This window comes from Rhizobium sp. BK176, assembly GCF_024808055.1.
The window spans coordinates 156,256-174,192 of the sequence record NZ_JANUBV010000003.1; the positions used below are offsets into that span (position 1 = coordinate 156,256).

Annotated in this window: 16 protein-coding genes; 7 read left to right on the forward strand and 9 right to left on the reverse strand. The window is 58.5% G+C overall.

Features of this window, described 5'->3' with window-relative positions; translation table 11 throughout:
- Positions 1-40 precede the first annotated feature (40 nt).
- From FHT76_RS13495 to FHT76_RS13505, 3 genes are read right to left on the reverse strand one after another with little or no spacing between them, the layout of a single operon-like run.
- The gene (locus FHT76_RS13495; protein WP_259126932.1) at positions 41-3,472 is read right to left on the reverse strand and encodes an error-prone DNA polymerase; all 3,432 of its coding nucleotides are present in this window, start codon (positions 3,470-3,472) and stop codon (positions 41-43) included.
- Positions 3,472-5,016 carry a DNA polymerase Y family protein gene (locus tag FHT76_RS13500; protein WP_259185671.1) on the reverse strand — a complete coding sequence of 515 codons (1,545 nt, stop codon included), beginning with the start codon at positions 5,014-5,016 and terminating at the stop codon, positions 3,472-3,474. The genes FHT76_RS13495 and FHT76_RS13500 overlap by 1 nt, the downstream gene beginning before the upstream one ends.
- Entirely contained in the window at positions 4,928-5,875 is a 948-nt protein-coding gene (locus tag FHT76_RS13505; protein WP_246712740.1) for an ImuA family protein, read from the reverse strand. The genes FHT76_RS13500 and FHT76_RS13505 overlap by 89 nt, the downstream gene beginning before the upstream one ends.
- 162 nt (positions 5,876-6,037) lie before the next feature.
- Here FHT76_RS13505 and FHT76_RS13510 point away from each other — a divergent pair, with 162 nt between their 5' ends.
- Positions 6,038-6,475, forward strand: a complete 438-nt coding sequence (locus FHT76_RS13510) for a metallopeptidase family protein (protein WP_016556767.1) — start codon at positions 6,038-6,040, stop codon at positions 6,473-6,475.
- 8 nt (positions 6,476-6,483) lie between these two features.
- Here the strand turns inward: FHT76_RS13510 and FHT76_RS13515 are convergent, their stop codons facing one another.
- Both FHT76_RS13515 and FHT76_RS13520 read right to left on the reverse strand, forming a co-directional pair.
- Entirely contained in the window at positions 6,484-6,690 is a 207-nt protein-coding gene (locus FHT76_RS13515) for a DUF1737 domain-containing protein (protein WP_183755031.1), read from the reverse strand.
- A gap of 13 nt (positions 6,691-6,703) precedes the next feature.
- Entirely contained in the window at positions 6,704-7,612 is a 909-nt protein-coding gene (locus FHT76_RS13520; protein ID WP_183864335.1) for a CoA ester lyase, read from the reverse strand.
- A 112-nt stretch (positions 7,613-7,724) separates the two neighbouring features.
- On the opposite strand from FHT76_RS13520, the gene FHT76_RS13525 reads away from it, so the two are divergent.
- The 3 genes from FHT76_RS13525 (at position 7,725) to leuD (ending at position 9,251) form a co-directional block, all read left to right on the forward strand.
- A complete protein-coding gene (locus FHT76_RS13525; protein WP_028827987.1) occupies positions 7,725-7,967 on the forward strand; it encodes a hypothetical protein in 243 nt (80 codons plus the stop codon).
- Between the two features lie 109 nt (positions 7,968-8,076).
- Positions 8,077-8,505: a glyoxalase/bleomycin resistance/extradiol dioxygenase family protein gene (locus tag FHT76_RS13530; RefSeq protein WP_183864334.1), complete on the forward strand. Its 429-nt coding sequence runs from the start codon at positions 8,077-8,079 to the stop codon at positions 8,503-8,505.
- Between the two features lie 137 nt (positions 8,506-8,642).
- Positions 8,643-9,251, forward strand: coding sequence for a 3-isopropylmalate dehydratase small subunit (gene leuD, locus FHT76_RS13535; protein ID WP_183864333.1), 609 nt, complete (start codon positions 8,643-8,645; stop codon positions 9,249-9,251).
- A 61-nt stretch (positions 9,252-9,312) separates the two neighbouring features.
- Here leuD and FHT76_RS13540 read toward each other — a convergent pair whose 3' ends face one another.
- Positions 9,313-10,245: a pyridoxal-phosphate dependent enzyme gene (locus tag FHT76_RS13540; protein WP_183864332.1), complete on the reverse strand. Its 933-nt coding sequence runs from the start codon at positions 10,243-10,245 to the stop codon at positions 9,313-9,315.
- A gap of 177 nt (positions 10,246-10,422) precedes the next feature.
- Between FHT76_RS13540 and leuB the strand changes: the two genes are divergently transcribed.
- Both leuB and FHT76_RS13550 read left to right on the forward strand, forming a co-directional pair.
- Positions 10,423-11,535, forward strand: coding sequence for a 3-isopropylmalate dehydrogenase (gene leuB / locus FHT76_RS13545; RefSeq protein WP_183864331.1), 1,113 nt, complete (start codon positions 10,423-10,425; stop codon positions 11,533-11,535).
- Between the two features lie 118 nt (positions 11,536-11,653).
- Positions 11,654-12,412: a phosphatase PAP2 family protein gene (locus FHT76_RS13550; RefSeq protein ID WP_183864330.1), complete on the forward strand. Its 759-nt coding sequence runs from the start codon at positions 11,654-11,656 to the stop codon at positions 12,410-12,412.
- 69 nt (positions 12,413-12,481) lie between these two features.
- Here FHT76_RS13550 and FHT76_RS13555 read toward each other — a convergent pair whose 3' ends face one another.
- The 3 genes from FHT76_RS13555 to FHT76_RS13565 all read right to left on the reverse strand — a co-directional run bounded on the left by FHT76_RS13555 (position 12,482) and on the right by FHT76_RS13565 (position 16,807).
- The gene (locus FHT76_RS13555; RefSeq protein WP_183864329.1) at positions 12,482-14,368 is read right to left on the reverse strand and encodes an MFS transporter; all 1,887 of its coding nucleotides are present in this window, start codon (positions 14,366-14,368) and stop codon (positions 12,482-12,484) included.
- Positions 14,369-14,574: 206 nt separating this feature from the next.
- Positions 14,575-14,928, reverse strand: coding sequence for a VOC family protein (locus FHT76_RS13560; protein ID WP_259126925.1), 354 nt, complete (start codon positions 14,926-14,928; stop codon positions 14,575-14,577).
- Between the two features lie 115 nt (positions 14,929-15,043).
- A complete protein-coding gene (locus tag FHT76_RS13565) occupies positions 15,044-16,807 on the reverse strand; it encodes a glucan ABC transporter ATP-binding protein/ permease (protein WP_183864327.1) in 1,764 nt (587 codons plus the stop codon).
- 323 nt (positions 16,808-17,130) lie between these two features.
- On the opposite strand from FHT76_RS13565, the gene FHT76_RS13570 reads away from it, so the two are divergent.
- Positions 17,131-17,871: a LuxR family transcriptional regulator gene (locus FHT76_RS13570; protein WP_183864326.1), complete on the forward strand. Its 741-nt coding sequence runs from the start codon at positions 17,131-17,133 to the stop codon at positions 17,869-17,871.
- The last annotated feature ends 66 nt before the right edge of the window (positions 17,872-17,937 follow it).

Genomic DNA, 17,937 nt, shown 5'->3' on the forward strand with positions numbered 1-17,937 from the left:
CAAGCTTTCAGGTGCATTGCGAATCCACCAGATCGCGATCTCAATGAAAATTGCGGCCCCTTGGCATAATGTTAGCTGTTTCTCTCGCTTCGGAATGGCTTGAAGTCAGCCTCTTCTCCATGGCAGCCTTTTCAAGTGAGTTTGCGAGTTTCCTTTGTCGCGGGTCCATCGTCGGATTGAGCGCTTCGTCCGAACGATCGCTCACGCCGAAGCGACGGGCTTCCTTCTGGAGGATGCCAAGCGCAGGGGTCATATCCTCGATATGGTCGACGACAGTGTGGATCACGCCGCTCTGGCTCTGAAGCTTGCCATATATTTTCACGAGCCGCGCACCCATGACGATCGGGCGATACTTCTCGAAGACCTTCTTCCAGACAATCGCATTGGCAACGCCCGTCTCGTCCTCGAGTGTCATGAAGATGACGCCCTTGGCTGAGCCGGGACGCTGACGCACCAAAACCAGGCCAGCGATCGTTACTCTTCTTCCGTTCGGGACGGTCAGAAGATCGACATTCCGCACCACCCCGGCCTTGCGGAACTCGTTACGAAGGAATGAGACGGGGTGGCCTTTCAAAGATAGCGAAAGGTAGCGATAGTCTTCAACCACCTGTTCACCAGCCAGCATTTCCGGCAGACGCGTCTCAGGCTCGAGCTGTAGATCGATGTGACTCACTTGGTCGAACAGAGGGAGTTTTTCAGCGGCGCTTTTCGCATCGAGCGCCCGCACGGCCCAGAGCGCTTCGCGTCGTGATAGTCTTATGGAATGAAAGGTATCCGCATCGGCGAGCCGTTCTATATCCGCTTTATGCAGGCCTGAGCGCAGCCAGAGATCGCGAATCGAGGAATAGCCCTTGCCTCTATTTGCGACGAGTTGCTGCATGCTCGCTTCCGAAAGGCCTTTTATCTGCCTGAAGCCAAGCCGAACGGCTCGCTTCGTCTGGATGATTTCCCGCATGGCGGCATGCCGGAAATCAACGGTCCGTCTGTTGAATTCGGCCTCCTCAAGCAAGCAATCCCAATTCGATTCATTGATGTCGACCGGCCGAATCTCAACGCCATGCTCCCGGGCGTCCCGGACGAGTTGAGCTGGGGCATAGAAGCCCATGGGCTGTGAATTCAGCATCGCTGCACAGAAGACGTCGGGGTAATAAGCCTTTACCCAGGACGAGGCATAGACCAGCAAAGCGAAAGAGGCGGCGTGGCTTTCCGGGAAACCATATTCGCCAAATCCCTTGATCTGGTTGAAACATTGCTGGGCAAAATCACGAGCGTAACCCTTCGCGACCATGCCTTCCATGAACCGCGTTTCGAAATTGCCGATGGTGCCTGTCCGCTTGAAGGTCGCCATGGCTCGCCTCAGTTGATCCGCTTCGGCTGGCCGAAAACCCGCTGCCGTGATGGCGATCTGCATGGCTTGCTCCTGAAAGAGTGGCACGCCAAGTGTTCGCTCCAAAACCCCCTTCAGTTCCTCGCTCGGGTAAGTCGCTGGGATGCCACGTGCCTCGGCTTCTCTGCGCTTCAGGTATGGGTGAACCATGTCACCCTGGATGGGGCCGGGTCTGACGATGGCGACCTCGATGACAAGGTCGTAGAACTCCTTCGGTTTCAGACGTGGCAACATGCTCATCTGCGCCCGACTCTCGATCTGGAAGACGCCAAGCGTGTCGGCTCGACACATCATCGCATAGACAGGCTTCTCGTCTTCATGCGTAGCGTTGCCGAGATCGGCAAGCGTCTTTTTGACGTCGTAGTGCAGGAGAAGCAGATCGAATGCCCGCTTCAATGCGGTCAGCATTCCGAGCGCCAGAATGTCGACCTTGAGGATTTTCAGATTGTCGAGATCATCCTTATCCCATTCGACCATATAGCGCCCGGGCATTGCCGTCTTCATGATCGGAACGACTTCATCCAGCCTGTCCCTTGTGATGACGAAACCTCCGACATGCTGGGTGAGGTGCCGGGGAAAACTGAGAAGCTCGGATGCATATTTCAGCACGTTCTTTGTCATGGGATCGGAGGTTTCGAGCCCGGCGGCCCTTGCTTCGCGCTCGGACAACTTCTCTTCCGACCAGCCCCAGACCAGGCTGCCGATTGCCGACTGGACGTCCTCCGAGAGGCCGAAAGCCTTAGAGACCTCGCGCCCGGCGGACCGGGTACGGTAGGTCGTTACCCCTGCCGTCAAGCCGGCATGTTCCTTGCCGTACGTCTGATAGATATACTGGATGACCTCCTCGCGCCTCTCGTGCTCGAAATCGACATCGATATCAGGCGGCTCGTCGCGGTCCATCGAGAGGAAGCGGTCGAAAAGCAGGGTGCTCTTCTCCGGATTGACCTCGGTTATCTCCAGGCAATAGCAAATCACCGAGTTTGCAGCGGAGCCGCGCCCCTGGCAGAGGATCCTCCTCTCGTGCCGGGCATACTGGATGATCCGATGGACCGTCAGGAAGTATGATTCATATTGCTTCCGGCGAACGAGATCCAACTCGTACTCAATGTTCTTCTGAACTTTCTCAGGTACGCCGTCGGGGAAGCGCTTTGCTGCACCTGAATTGGTCAGGCGTTCCAGTGTTTCATAAGGCGTTTCCCCCTCGTCATTCTCGGAGGGGTAATTGTGTTCCAGTTCGTCGAGCGAAAAGGAAAGGCTGCCAAAGAACTTCGCTGTGTTCGTGACTGCCTGCGGATAGTCTCTGAAGAGGCGCAGAATTTCGCTGCCACTCTTGAGATAGCGTTCGGCATTTGGAGCCAGGAGAAAGCCAGCCACGGGAATGGAAACGTGCTCCCGGATTGATGTCACGATATCGGCGAGAGGGCGGCGGGCGGTATCGTGGTAGAGCGGCTGGTTGGTTGCGATCAGCGGGATGCGGTTGCGGTCCGCCAGCATGGCGATGGTCGCAAACATGCGCTTATCGCGGCCGTCATAGGCGGGAGCGAGCGCCATGTGGATGTTTTTCCGGAAGCGTCTTCTGAACCGCTCCAGACAGGCTTCGAAAGCGGCGTGATTGTTATCATCGGCAATGGATGGATGCGGAATGATTGCAAGCATCATGCCGTCGCCCCATTCCATCAGATCCTCTTCCGACAGAATGCACTTACCCTTCTCGGCTCTCAGGTTTCCGTTGCTCAGCAACCGGCAAAGATGCGCCCAGCCTCGACGATTTCGGGGGTAGGCAAGAATGTCAGGCGTTCCGTCTGTAAAAACCAGACGGGCTCCCGGCTGGAAACGGATCGGATCGGGAATGATGTCCTTCTTCTCGCGCTCCTCCAGAAGCCCGGCTCTCATTCGTTCGAACTTTTTCCGGATCGCCTCTGCCTGGGCATGGGCCCGGACGACACCCGCAACTGAATTTCGGTCGGCAATGCCAAGGCCTCCAAGCTTCAGAACGGCAGCCTGAACGATCATCTCCTCGGGCTTGGAGGCGCCCTCCAGAAAGGAGAAATTGCTCCTTGCGCCGATTTCGAAGAAGGCGGACATCAGGCAATGATCCCATGCATGAACCAGCTCTGTGCGGTGTCCCGCTCATAATGGCCCTGGCGATAGATCCAGAAGCGACGTCCCTTATCGTCCTCGATCCGGAAATAGTCTCGATCCGCAGCTTCCGCACCATCTAGCCACCATTCCGTTGCCAGTCGCTCCGGTCCCTCGCTCTTCAAGACACGGTGCTGCATGCGTCGCCAATGAAAGCTCGCTGGTGCGCCATCGGGAATTTCGATGGCAAAGGCCTCCATCGGCTCCGCTTTCCGCAATAGCCGGATGGGCCGCTCGCTCCTGGCCGGCGGTGGATGTCCCTCCCGGGTTTTCGGGGCGGACAGATGATCGATCGCTGGCACTGTAACGGAGGCTCTTTCCGGTATGTGGCTCTCCCGCAATTGGAAGGTTTGCAGGCAGTCTTCTCCAAGGCGGGCGGAAACCCGATCCACGAAGGCAGCAAGAGAGGCATCCTTCTGCTGGCGGTGTTCGAAATCCCCCTGCGAGGTCACGAAGTCCTCGTGCAGGAGTACGTTGAGACGAAGGATCTCGAATCCGTAACCGGCATCGAAATCGTCGTGAATTGCCTGCAGGCGTTCGGCAAAGAGGGCGGCGATGCGGTTGGGCTCCCGCAAGGGCTGCGCGGTTCCGGCAGAAATCCGAAACACCTTGCCGTCGACACGGAACAGCACCAGTTCGAAGATGCGGCCGCCGGCGCCACGCGCTTCGAGCAAGGGCTTCAGGGAGACGGCAATCTGGTCGGTGAGCGCAAGGATATCGTCTTCGGCCGCGATCGGCTCAATCAGGCGACGTTCGACCGAGAGGCTTGCGACGGGCAGGCGTGGAGAAACCGGTTCCTCATCGGTTCCAAGCGCCTGATCGAGTCTCAAGAGCACCGTTCCGCCAAAGCGGCGGGTGAGCGGGGCGCGCGGCGCGGTCAGCAAATCGCCGACATATTTAAGGCCCATCTTGTTCAGGCCTCCTATCGTTTCTTCCTCTAGACGCAAGGCCGCGACGGGCAAGGGGGCCAGCGCCTGTTCGGCCTCTCCATACTCGATGATGCCGCCTTGGCCGAAACGGCTGATGGCCCAGGACAATCCAGGTGAGGAAGAGATCGCGCCGCGGGCGTCAATTCCCATCTGGAAGAGTCTTGCGAGAATATCCTTGAGAAGGGACGTCTCACCACCGAACAGATGGGCGCAGCCGGTTATGTCCAGAAACAGGCCATCCACGCCATCGAGAGCGACAAGCGGAGTGTAGCGATCGCACCAATCGGCAATCGCTTCCAGGAAGCGCCGGTTGGCGGCCGGGTCGTCCTCGATCACATCAAGCGTGGGGTGGATGGCGCGGGCTTCGGCGACGCCCATGTGCTTTCGGAGATTGAGGGTTTCGGCTGCCTCGTCCAGCGCTGTGAGCCGCATGGTATTGTTGAGACGGCTAGAACAGACGATCGGTGCGGCCTCAGGACGTCCGCGCGAACGCCAGGAGAGCCCCCATTTCTTTCTTGATATCCGGTCGGTTGGAAGATGTGGAAAGTGGAGTGCCAGAATGCGTTGCGCGTTCGTCTGGAAGGCGAGGGTCGACTGATCGGGAGACGGCGAAAAAACGGCGGTCATGAGGGTTCCACTCCAGTAGAAAGGAGAGGGGAGCCGGGTTGCGGCTCTTCTCCAGGGTGAGATGAAAAACCGGATTGCCGATGCTACCGCCCAGCATCGTGCCATCCGGCAAGGGTCGCGCCTGTGCCGGCGCGGGTGCCACAAGGAAGCGGAAGCAAGCGCTGCTGGCTTCTTCCTCTCCAGCTTGCCGCAACAGGAAAAGCGGGCGTTTAGATGCTTTCGCCCGCAAGCTCAAACGACGGCTTTCCGTCAGGCCGAAGGGCTTCGGATTGCCGCGAACCTCCAGAATCGTCGCAGGAAAGACGCCGCTTTCGACTGCGGCCTCGGCAAGCCAAAGGGCATCTTCAAGCTTGCGTGGGCTGGCATAGAAGAACTGGTCCGGTTTCAGGCCGAAATCGCGCAGGCCCACGGCGTAGGGGACGCCTGCTTCCATCGTGGAAACGATGTCTGCGATCCAGAGGATCGGCAGCGAAGCACTGTGGCTCTCTTCCACTTGGCGCTGCAGCATGGCGGCAAGCGCCAGCATGAAGCCACTGCCAGCGCCGGCTTCGCGTAAGAGGTCGGAACGAACCTCGGTGATCCCGTCGAGCGGCAGGCCGCCATCAACTGCCTCGTCGAGCGCGGGGATTCCAAGAGGAAGACGCAGGCCACTGTCGTTGTTGGTGGAGAGGTCCCTTTCGGCCAAGGCTTCGCCTTGCGCTGCAGCCAAGGCCGGCGCGGGCTTTCCTTCAAGCTTTGCAATGGTTTCGCGGAGCGCAAAAAGCCGCTCGCGCGTCACGGCCGACTGTGCCATGACGTTCTCCAAGTCTCATATGTTCCTGTTATGTTCTTATGGATTCCAGAGGCGGGCGAAAGAGTCAACAGGCATTCGATGTGAATTTATTCCTGCCTTTGATTCCGCTCTCGAAAATCGTACGCAAAGGTTCTATATGGGCGGCAAAGGAAGGGAATTTTTATGGCCCGCATAGACCAGAGCGATAATTGGCAGGATCGCCACGCTCCGACGATCAGTACTTTCGAGTCGTTGGCAATGGAGGCGTACAGCCACCTGCCGGAAGAGTTTCGCTCACTGACCACCAATCTGACGATCGAGATCGAGGACTTCCCTGACGACGACGTGTTCGAGGACATGGCGCTGGAAACGCCGTTCGACCTTCTCGGCCTCTTTGAAGGCCGAGGCATCTCCGAGCGTTTCACAATGGAAACCGGCGAATTGCCGAACCGTATCCGCCTCTACCGGCGGCCGATCCTCGACTACTGGGCCGAGAACGATGAGACGCTGGGCGACATCATTACTCACGTCCTCATCCATGAGATCGGCCACCATTTCGGTCTTAGCGACGACGACATGGAACGGATCGAGGCGAGCGCCGAAGAGGCGGCCGAACGCTAAGCCTTCGCTTACTGTTCGGACAGCTTCATGTCCGGGTGGTAATCCTTGCCTTCGACTTCCTTGACGATCGCCTGAGCACAAATCACCTGGCCGGTCTGGGTGTTGAAGGTCAGCGACGGCGAGCCGTTCAACGACCAGCCCTTGTTGAGGGCGTCGGTTACGCGGTGACAGAAAGCGGCATCATCCTGGCCGGTCAGAAGGCGATAAAGCTTCATCTAAAGTCGTCTTTCACTTCGCCGTTTGGCGTTCTGCAATCAGGCGGGCTTTATGAACCAGACTTTCCGCCTGGACAAGGTGTAGCCGCTCGATCATCCGACCATTGGCATTGATGACATTCAGGCCATCTGCAGCGGGGTCGGCAAAGGCGGCGATGATCGCCTCCGCCTCGGCAATTGCCGCCTCATCCGGGCCGAAATGCCGGTTGGCGGCTTCGATCTGAGCCGGGTGAATCAGCATCTTACCGTCGAAGCCCATGGCGCGGGCGTGCGCGCATTCGGCATCGAAGGCATCGGCATCCTTGAAATCGTTGAAGACGCTGTCGATCGCGTCGAGGCCATAGGCGCGCACGGCAAGTACCACCTGCATCAACCAGGGCACGAGATAGGTACGGCCCGGCTGTGGCAGGACGCCGGTCTGCTTGCGCAGGTCGTTGAGGCCGACGACGAAACAATCGAGCCGTGAGCCAGGCGTGCGCCCAGCTTCGGCAATCGCGGCCGCGTTCAGAATGCCACGGGGTGTTTCGATCATCGCCCAGATGCGGAGGCTTTCCGGCGCGTCGGCATCGGCAAGCCGGTCGCTTATGGACATCACATCCTGAGGCTCGTCCACTTTCGGCAGGAGTACGGCATCCGGCTCCAGTGCCAATACCAGTTCGATGTCCGCATTTCCGAATGTGGAATCCAGCGCATTGATGCGGATGATCCGCTCCTTGTTCACAAGAGGAGCGCCCGAAAAAAAGGCCTTTAGATTCTCGCGGGCTTCCTCCTTCCGTTCCGGGGCCACGGAGTCCTCGAGATCGAAGATGACGGCGTCGCAATCGAGCGCATGAGTCTTTTCCAGGGCGCGCGCATTGATGGCAGGGACGCTCAGCACCGAGCGGCGCAGGTTCAAGGAACGAGTCGGAGAATTGCGGGTCATCACAAATGTGTGCCAAGCTTTATGACAGGTGGCAAGACAACAAAAAGCCATGCTCACCTTGCAGAGAAAGAAAAGAAGGACCACATTCCTTTCCGAAGAAAGGTCTAAAACCATGCAAAGCATTCGTTCCGTCTTCCTCCTGCTCGCAGGCATCACCGCCTTCGTTGCGCTGGCGTTCGTCACATTTTCCGTGACGCTGGCAGTCGGTGGTATCCTGACGGTGCTTATGGTTGGCCGCGCGCTTTCGCTGAAGATGAAGCCGGCACCGGTCCGCGCCACAGCCAAGGCAAAACCACATTCCGGCGAGAACATGCGCATCTGGAATGACGGGCGCGGCACGATCATCGACCTCTAATCTCAGGTCGCTTCCAGAAAAATTTTGCATCGCTGTCGGCTCGACTGATCTTCCCGCGTCTTTGAAAGGTCAGGGTTTTACCCGAACCAATCAAATCATGGAGGACAGTATGGATACTGCAACGGAAACCGGCACGATGAAGATGCCACCGGTCAAGAATGGCTTGCTGCCTTATGTCACGGTCGACGGCGCGCTGAAGGCCGCAGAATTCTACAAGCGTGCATTTGGTGCTGAGGAGGCGTTTGTCGTCCCGCCTGACGAAAACGGGCGGACGATGCATGTCCACCTCTACATCAACGGAAGCTCGTTGATGCTTTGTGATGCCTATCCCGAGCATGGTCATCCCTTTGAAAAGCATCAGGGCTTCACGCTTCAGCTTGTTATCGACGACATCGATTTCTGGTGGGACCGCGCCGTTGCCGCCGGCGCCGAGGTGATCCTACCCGTCCAGCTGATGTTCTGGGGTGATCGATACGGTCAGCTCCGCGACCCTTTCGGGGTTCTCTGGGCGATGAATGCGCCAGCGAACGCAAACTGATCTCATGACGACCATGGCGGCTGTGCGTCGAATCCGCGCGCAGCCGCATAGACGATATAAATTTTCCTTCATTTCGGTCGAAATCTGGACTAAACGCAGATTAACAAAACTACGTCTGCTGACATTGGAGCCAGGCCATGGACAAATTCGCAAAGCTGACGGGCGTTGCTGCCCCTCTGCCGGTTGTCAACATCGATACCGACATGATCATTCCGAAGGACTACCTGAAGACGATCAAGCGCACGGGTCTTGGCAAGGGTCTTTTCGCTGAAGCGCGTTACAATGAAGACGGCTCCTTGAACCAGGATTTCGTGCTGAACAAGCCCGCCTATCAGAATGCAAAGATCCTCGTTGCCGGCGACAACTTCGGTTGCGGCTCGTCGCGCGAGCATGCGCCGTGGGCGCTCCTCGACTTCGGCATCCGTTGCGTCATCTCGACCAGCTTTGCCGACATCTTCTACAACAACTGTTTCAAGAACGGCATTCTGCCGATCAAGGTCAGCCAGGAAAACCTCGACAAGCTGATGGATGACGCCTCGCGCGGCTCCAACGCGATCCTGACGGTCGATCTGGAAAACCTCGAGATCACCGGTCCGGACGGTGGCTCGATCAAGTTCGATCTCGACGAGTTCAAGCGTCACTGCCTACTGAACGGCCTCGACGATATCGGCCTGACGCTCGAGAAGGGCGAGGCGATCGACAGCTTCGAAGCCAAGAACACGGCATCGCGCCCCTGGGCAGCGTAGTCCTGGAAAACATACCAGTCGTCAAAGCCGGGCCTTTTGCCCGGCTTTTTCTTTGGTCGGCTTACAGCAACAGCTCTTTCCACGTTTTAAGCTTCTCCATGGAAACGCCGATGCCGCCGCAGACCTCGATCAGCGGATTTTTGAACCGCTCGAGGATATCGGCATGGACGTCGGCGACCGCGAGCGCTGCGCCACAAGCGGGTTCGACCAGGATGCGATAGGCATCGGCGAACTTGATGCAGGCGGCGACTGCCTGTGCGTCGGTCACCGTCACGCTCTCGATCGGGTGGTGTTTCGGCAGGTTGAAGACGTGTCGGGCCACCTGGCGCGCACCGAGCGAGCTGGCGATGGAAGTAATCGCCGGCAAGGTGATGCATTCGCCTGCGGCAAGGCTGGCATGAAGGGACGCGGCTCCTTCGGTTTCAACGGCAATGACGGGCACATCAGACAAGCCGTTTCGCTGAAGTCCGGCAACGATCCCCGCAAGTAAGCCGCCGCCGCCGACGCTCGTGATGACGCAATCAAAGTGAGCGCCCTTTGCGACAACCTCGTCGATCAATGTGCCGTGCCCTTCCCACAAAAGCGGATGGTCGAACGGGTGCACATAGGCTGCGTTTCTGGCATTCGCACGTTCGATTGCGTAGGCATTGGCTTCGTCGAACACCGATCCGTGCACCAGAACCGTCGCGCCGGTCGCCTCGATCGATTGGCGCACTTCCGGCGACGTCGTCTCGGGCACGACGATCGTCACCGGAATGCCGAGCGCTCGTCCGGCATAGGCGGCGGCGATCCCCGCATTGCCACCGGAGGCGCAGAAAATCTCACGGGCGCCATTTTCGATTTCATGCTGACAAAGCCTGCCGACTCCGCGGAGCTTGAAACTGCCGGATGGCTGCAGCGCATCAAGCTTCAGCCAGAGCGGCTTGTTGCTTGCGCTGTAATCGGCGGAGGTGCGGAAAAGCGGTGTGTCGAGGTGGAGCGGTGCAGATGGCATGGTGGTACCCGATGAGCTTGGCGATACAGGCTCTCCTTGTGGACCCGCTTGCGCGGGTCGGTCAACGAGGGATCTCGGCCGTAATTCCGCAACCGTACCGAATCGGCCTCGCACTCGCTTGAAATGCCGATTTTGCAGGTCTAAGAAACCGCAACTTGTTTTTCCGCGGAGGGTTTCATGACAGCGCGCAATCTTTTCCTGCTGCCGGGCGACGGCATCGGCCCCGAGGCCATGGGTGAGGTCCGCAAGATCATTGCCTATATGAACGAGGCGATGAATGCCGGCTTCGTCACCGACGAAGGCCTCGTCGGTGGCAGCGCCTATGACGCGCATGGTGCCGCGATCTCCGAAGGCGACATGCAGAAGGCGCTTGCCGCCGATGCCGTTCTCTTCGGCGCCGTCGGCGGCCCGAAGTGGGATGATGTTCCCTATGAAGTGCGCCCCGAAGCCGGCCTACTGCGCCTGCGCAAGGATCTGGAGCTGTTCGCCAACCTGCGTCCGGCCATCTGCTACCCGGCGCTCGCTTCCGCTTCCTCGCTGAAGCCGGAGTTGGTCGAAGGCCTCGATATCCTGATCATCCGCGAACTGACGGGCGGCGTCTATTTTGGCGAACCGAAGACCATTACCGATCTCGGCAACGGCCAGAAGCGCGCGATCGACACGCAGGTCTATGACACCTACGAGATCGAACGCATCTCGGCCGTGGCCTTCGAAATGGCCCGCACGCGCCAGAATCGCGTTTGCTCGATGGAAAAGCGCAACGTCATGAAGTCGGGCGTGTTGTGGAACCAGGTGGTCACCGCGACGCACAAGGACAAGTATTCGGACGTCAAGCTCGAGCACATGCTGGCGGATGCCGGCGGCATGCAGCTGGTGCGTGCGCCGAAGCAGTTCGACGTCATCGTCACCGACAACCTGTTCGGGGATATGCTCTCCGACGTTGCCGCCATGCTGACGGGCTCGCTCGGCATGTTGCCTTCGGCTTCGCTCGGCGCGCCGGATGCCAAGACCGGCAAGCGCAAGGCACTCTACGAGCCGGTGCACGGTTCGGCTCCTGACATCGCTGGCAAGGGCATTGCCAATCCGATCGCGATGATTGCGTCCTTCGCCATGTGCCTGCGCTATTCCTTCAACCTCGTGCAGGAAGCCGACAACCTCGAAAAGGCGATCGCCAACGTGCTCGATAAGGGTATCCGCACCGGCGACATCATGGCCGAAGGCTGCACGAAGGTCGGAACCGCTGAGATGGGCGACGCGATCCTCGCCGAATTCAAGGCGCTTTCTGCCTGATATTTCACGTGAAACACGCTTTTGGCCTTCCGCATCGCCCGGTGCGGAAGGCCTTTGCTTGAAGGCGGCCGATGCTGTTCCTATTTCCCTTCTGCGCTGAGCAAAGAGCGGGAGTAGAATGAACGAAGCCATCGATCGCAAGCCGAACTGCTGGAGCTATTTGCGAAAGCGCTACGCTGCGCGGCGCTCAATCCACCGTCGGGTTCCCTGGAAAGGCTTCGCGCTTTTTGCCATCAACGCTGTTGCCATTGCCTTCTTCGTCTTCGACCGCCCGTTGGGGCAGGCAGTCAAAAGCCTTTCGCCTCCGCTGGTGTCGATCGCCGGGGATGTCACTGACGTCGGCAGGCTTGTCTGGATCCTCGTCGGTCTTTTGACAATCCTGGCGACCGGCTATTTCGTTCGTCGACGACTATGGAAGGTACGCGGCCGTTTCCGGCTCGCCTATTTTGGGCAGATGACCGCATATGTCGGGTTCTCGGTTCTGTTCGCCAGCATCGTTTCCAATCTGCTGAAGTTCGCAATCGGGCGTGCTCGACCGCTGCTTTATGATCAGGAAGGCATTTTCAGCTTCGTCCCTTTCAGTACCGATTTTCTTCATCAGAGCTTTCCGTCGGGCCACTCCTCCAACGTCGGCGCTCTGTTCATGGCGCTGGCGCTTCTCTTTCCACGGTTCCGCCTAGGCTTCATCGGCATCGGTCTTTGGCTTGGAGCCACGCGCGTCATCATTGGCGTGCACTATCCCAGCGATGTGGCGGCCGGCCTCGCATTGGGCGCGTGGTTGGCTTTTGCGACATCCATTTTGTTTGCACGCTTCGGACTGGTCTTCTCGATCGGTCGTGATGGTTGGCCGACGCCGAGGCTCAGCCGCCTTCTCTAGGGTTGGCCAGACACGAAAAAGCCCGGCGTCTTGCGAGCGCCGGGCTTTCTTAGATTTCGGTTACCTGGATCAATCCATCGCGTGGATGTCGCGATCCTTCGTTTCCGGCAGGAAGATGAGACCGATGACCAGTGTGATTGTAGCGAACACGATCGGATACCAGAGACCGTAGTAGATGTCGCCGGTTGCCGCGCTCATTGCGAAGGCCGTTGCTGGCAAGAGGCCACCGAACCAACCATTGCCGATATGGTAGGGCAGGGACATGCCGGTGTAACGGATTCGGGTCGGGAAGAGTTCGACCAGAAGCGCCGCGATCGGGCCATAGACCATCGTAACGTAGATCACGAGCACGAAGAGAATGGCAATCGTACCGATCCAGTTGACGCGGGCCGGGTCGGCCGTCATGGCAAAGCTGCCGCCATTGGCGATGCTATAGACCGCCATATCGGTGGCGCCCTTCGCTTCATCAGCCGTTAGGAGCTTGTCGGCGACGAGCTTGTCTGCCGGCACGGTCTGCTTTTCACCGGCGCGGACTGCATCGGCGTTGAGAGCAAGCTCCGGGTTGGCTGCAATGAAGGCGTCCAGTTTTGCATCTGGAACCTTGATGGCACCGCGCTTCAGCGGATATCCGGCATCATGAAGGGCGATGTTGACGCCTTTTTCAAAGGCGCCGGTCATTGCCTTTGCCTTGTCGCCGGCGGCGACGGCATCGAAGCTGGCGATAGTTTCGTCACCGATTTTTACGGTTGCGGGCTGCCCCGCCGGGCCAGGCACGACGTCATAAGGCACCGAGTTCTTGGTCAGGAAAGCCGTTGCCACATCGCAGGAACTCGTAAACTTCGCGGTTCCGGTCGGATTGAACTGGAATTTGCAATCCGCCGGGTCGGCCGTGACCGTGGCCCGTATGGAAGCCTGTGCTTCGGCAAGCGCCGGATTGGCCGTCCAGGTCATGGCCTTGAACAGCGGATTATAGGTCACTGCTGCGATCAACAGGCCGGCCATGATGATCGGCTTGCGGCCGATCCTGTCGGACAGGCCGCCAAAGACGACGAAGAAGGGTGTGCCGAGGATGAGGGCAATCGCCACCATGATGTTTGCCGATTGCAAATCGACCTTGAGGACGTTCTGCAGGAAAAACAGCGCATAGAACTGACCGCCGTACCACACGACTGCCTGACCCATCGTTGCGCCGAGAAGCGCGATCAGGGCGATCTTTGCATTTTTCCATTGGCCGAAGGCTTCGGTCAGTGGCGCCTTGGACCCCTTGCCTTCCGCCTTCATGCGCTGGAATGCCGGCGACTCGTTCATCTTCAGGCGGATCCAGACGGAGACGCCGAGAAGCACGACCGAGAGCAGGAACGGGATACGCCAGCCCCATGCTGCAAAAGCTTCCTTGCCCATTAGGAACTGAACGCCGACGATGACGATCAGAGAAAGGAAGAGGCCGAGCGTTGCAGTGGTTTGGATCCACGAGGTGAAGTATCCGCGGCGCCCATTTGGCGCGTGTTCGGCCACATAGGTTGCCGCGCCGCCATACTCACCACCGAGCGCCAGGCCCTGCAGGAGGCGAAGGCCGATCAAAATGATGGGTGCTGCGATGCCGATCGATGCAGCACCGGGAAGAATACCGACGAGGAACGTCGAGAGACCCATGATGAGGATCGTGACCAAGAACGTATACTTGCGGCCGACGAGATCGCCGAGGCGCCCGAAAACCAGCGCGCCAAACGGGCGCACCAAGAAGCCGGCGGCGAAGGCCAGAAGCGTGAAGATGTTGCGCGTCGCTTCCGGATACTGGGTGAAGTAGGTCGCGCCGATATAGGTGGCGAGCGAACCATATAGATAGAAGTCGTACCATTCGAAAACCGTGCCGAGCGACGAGGCGAAGATAACCTTCTTCTCCTCGCCCGTCATCGGACCGGCTTTTGTGCCGTCGACGCTTGCGATATTTGCCATTTTCTGTCCTCCACAGAACGATGTGAAACGCGGCGCGCGACCTTGCTCTCCTCAAAGCATACCCCGGGTCGCGGTTCGCCTGATGAGAGTGTGACAGAAAAGCTCATCCATACAGAGAGCGGCTTTGGGATTATGACTTTAGTCTAACGCCTTTGCAGGGACGGCCGACGCCGTGCGACGGCGCCGGATCGGCTCGACTTTTGGTCTCATGGCCTGTGCGAAAGGATATTTACGACTGTCCCGAAGGGATCGCGCACATAGAAGCGACGAACCCCCCAAGCCTCGTCGGCCGGGCCGTAAATGACCTCGAAAGCTGAAGAGCTCATGGCCGCGAAGACTTCGTCGACATCGTCGACCTCGATCGAAAGACCCGGGACGGGCGTCCCGGAGCCGCCCTCGCTCGCGAAGCTTACCTGGACCGGCATTGACTGGTTTGAGCCAAAGGTGGCGATCCAGCCGTGATCCATGAGGATGTCTAGGCCAAGGATGTCCTGATAGAAGACCTTCGCGGCGAGAGGGTCGGCGGTCTCGATGTTTGCTACGATTCGCAGGACCTTCATGTCGCCTCCTCAGCCACGCCAGTTTTGCCTAAATTATGCGTGAACTCTCAAGCGGCAAGAAAAAAGCCGGGCGGCGAAGTGCCGTCCGGCTGTTGTTGGTACGATCTGCTCAGCCTTACGCGGCTTCGGTCGTGTGTGCCTTGCGAACTTCTTCATCCGTCAGGATGCCGCTAGCGCGCAACAGTGCCGCAAAGCGACCGTTGCTCTGGCTGAGCTCATCGAAGCTACCTTCTTCAACGACACGGCCGCCGTCCAGGAACAGCACCTTGTCAGCTTCACGAACCGTGGAAAGACGGTGCGCGATGATGAAGGTCGTGCGGTTCTGGCGCAGGTTGTCGATTGCGGCCTTCACGCGGTTTTCCGTTTCGACATCAAGTGCGCTTGTTGCCTCGTCGAGCACCAGGATCGGCGCATCCTTGAGGATGGCGCGGGCGATTGCCACACGCTGACGTTCACCGCCCGAGAGCTTGTTGCCGCGCTCACCGACGTGGGTGTTGTACTGGTCCTCACGTGTCTCGATGAAGTCGGCTGCTGCGGCAGCTTCGGCTGCACGGCGCATGTCTTCATCCGAAGCTCCTTCCCGGCCGAGGCGAATGTTGTCGCTGATCGAACGGTTGAGCAAGCCGGCATCCTGGAACACGGTTGCGATGTAGCGGCGAAGCGACTTGCGGGTGATCTTCGTCGTATCATGACCATCGACCAAGATGTGGCCGCTGTCCGGATCGTAGACGCGCTGCAGAAGGTTGATCATCGTCGTCTTGCCGGAGCCGGTCGGGCCGACGATCGCAACCGTCTGGCCAGCCTTGGCGGTGAACGAGACGTTGTGCAGACCCTGAGCCGTGTTGCCGAAGCGGAACGACACGTTGCGGAACTCGACCTCGCCCTTGACGTCGGTGATATCGGCATTGCCGGCCGGCTCTTCGCGGTCGCGGACGGAGTCTTCCAGCGAATAGAAGTCTTCGAGCTTCGAACGGGCTTCGAAGATCTGCGTCGCGAACTGGCGCATCTGGTCGAGGCGCGAGATCAGCAGGTTCGCAAAACCGATGAAGGCAATGACGTCACCGATGCGCAGTTCGCCGGACTGAACCATCAGCGTACCGATCACCAGGATGATCATCATGGCGATGGTCGATGCCATGCGGTTCATGGCGCCGGCCAGAGCCCACCAGTCGAGAACCGGATACTGAGCCTGCAGCAGACGGTCGGCAAAGGACCTCAGCGCCTTGGTTTCCGCCTCGATGCGGTTGTAGCTGTGCAGGACCGATACGTTGCTGATCGAATCGCTGACGTGCGAGAAAACCGTGTGGTAGTGGTTTTCGACCGAAGCCTGTCCGTCCTTGGTGCGGCTCATGACGAGACGACCGATAAGCCAGTAGGCAATGCCGAGCACAACCAGCACGCCCGAAAGACGCAGGTCCATGGACATCGCAGTCGGCACCAGAAGCGCGATGGCTACGACCGTCGCCAGGTGATTGCGCATGAACTCCAGCCACAGGCCGAAAAGCGTTTCACAGGCGCGAAGCAGCGTATGCAGCGCATTCGACGTGCCGCGCTGGTGATGCCAGGAGAGCGGCATGGAGATAATGCGGCCGAACGCTTCCGTCAGCAGCGTGGCGCGACGGCCATGAGCCAGCCGGTCGGCCTCACGAGCGACAAGAACGAACGCTATGGTGTTGAAGACGGCAAAGCCGGCCCACATGAAAAGAATGGGTTTGACTTCACCCTTGCCTGAAATCGCGTCGATGATGCGACCGAACAAAATCGGTTCAGCGATCGTGATCGCGGCAAGCACGATGTTCGCAATAACGACTAGGGATACGCGGAGCTTGTAAGCGCCAAGATAGCGCAAAGCTCGAGCATAGACCTTGAATAGCGACACGGCGATACCTCTTGTGCATGTGCGAAATAAGGGACGCTGCAACGCTACAAAAAGATACCTGAACCAGCGATTAACAGAGCGTTCAGGCAGGCGGCAATGGCCAGATTCTTTTGCATGAGCGGCGATCTCACAGTCGGTTATTTCCACTGGGCTTCTGAAATTTTTTGGGGCACATCGCAATTTTCGCAATTTTCGCTTGCGCCCCGGGGTCGGGCTGGCACACCATAGATTGACGCTTGTTTTGCGTCGAAGGGCCCCAGGCAAGCACGTCCCACTGGTTCGTGACATTCGGCGCGGAGCCCAATTGGGGTAGGGGCATTTCCGTGAGTATTCATTCTTTAATTCAATTGCTTGTCGTTTTGGAAGAGTGTCGCAGACCTGAAGGAGTTGTCGCCGAACTGGAGCATGTCATCCATGCCTACGGGTTCCAGTACTACGGCCTTTTGCGACATCTGAAAGCGACGGAAGATCCAATCAGTCTGATGTTTGCTGGTCATTGGCCGGAGAAATGGCCGCAGATCTATATTTCGAAGAAATACGTTCTGACTGACCCGACGGTTCGCTATCTCGCATATGCGCAAAGACCGTTCCGTTGGAGAGACAGCCTGGCCGCCTTCCGCAAGGATCCGCACTATCGCCGGATGGAACAGATGATGGCCGACGCACATAGCCATGGGCTTAGGGACGGCTACATTTTTCCTATCCACGGTCGAAACGGGATCCTCGGTACCATGAGCGTCGGCGGAACGCAGGTCGATCTGTCTCCTGTCGAAATCTCACTGTTTGATGCCATAGCGCGAAAAGCGTTCTGGCGACTGCTCGAGCTCAAGGGTGAGATGCACACGCTCGAAGAAGTTTCCGGCATCGACACGCGGTTGACGCGCCGCGAGATGGAGATACTGCAATATCTTGCAGAGGGCATGACCTCCGTTGAGATCGGAAAACGCCTCAAGATTTCCAATCACACCGTCGACTGGTACATGAACGGCCTGCAAGACAAGCTGCAGGCAAGAAACAGACAGCACGCCGTTGCTGTCGCCTTCCGTCACGGACTCCTCACCTAATCTGAGAAATTCTATCTGAGTCGTTTCTGGAAATTGAACTTTCCGTGACAGCACGTTAAGACTTCT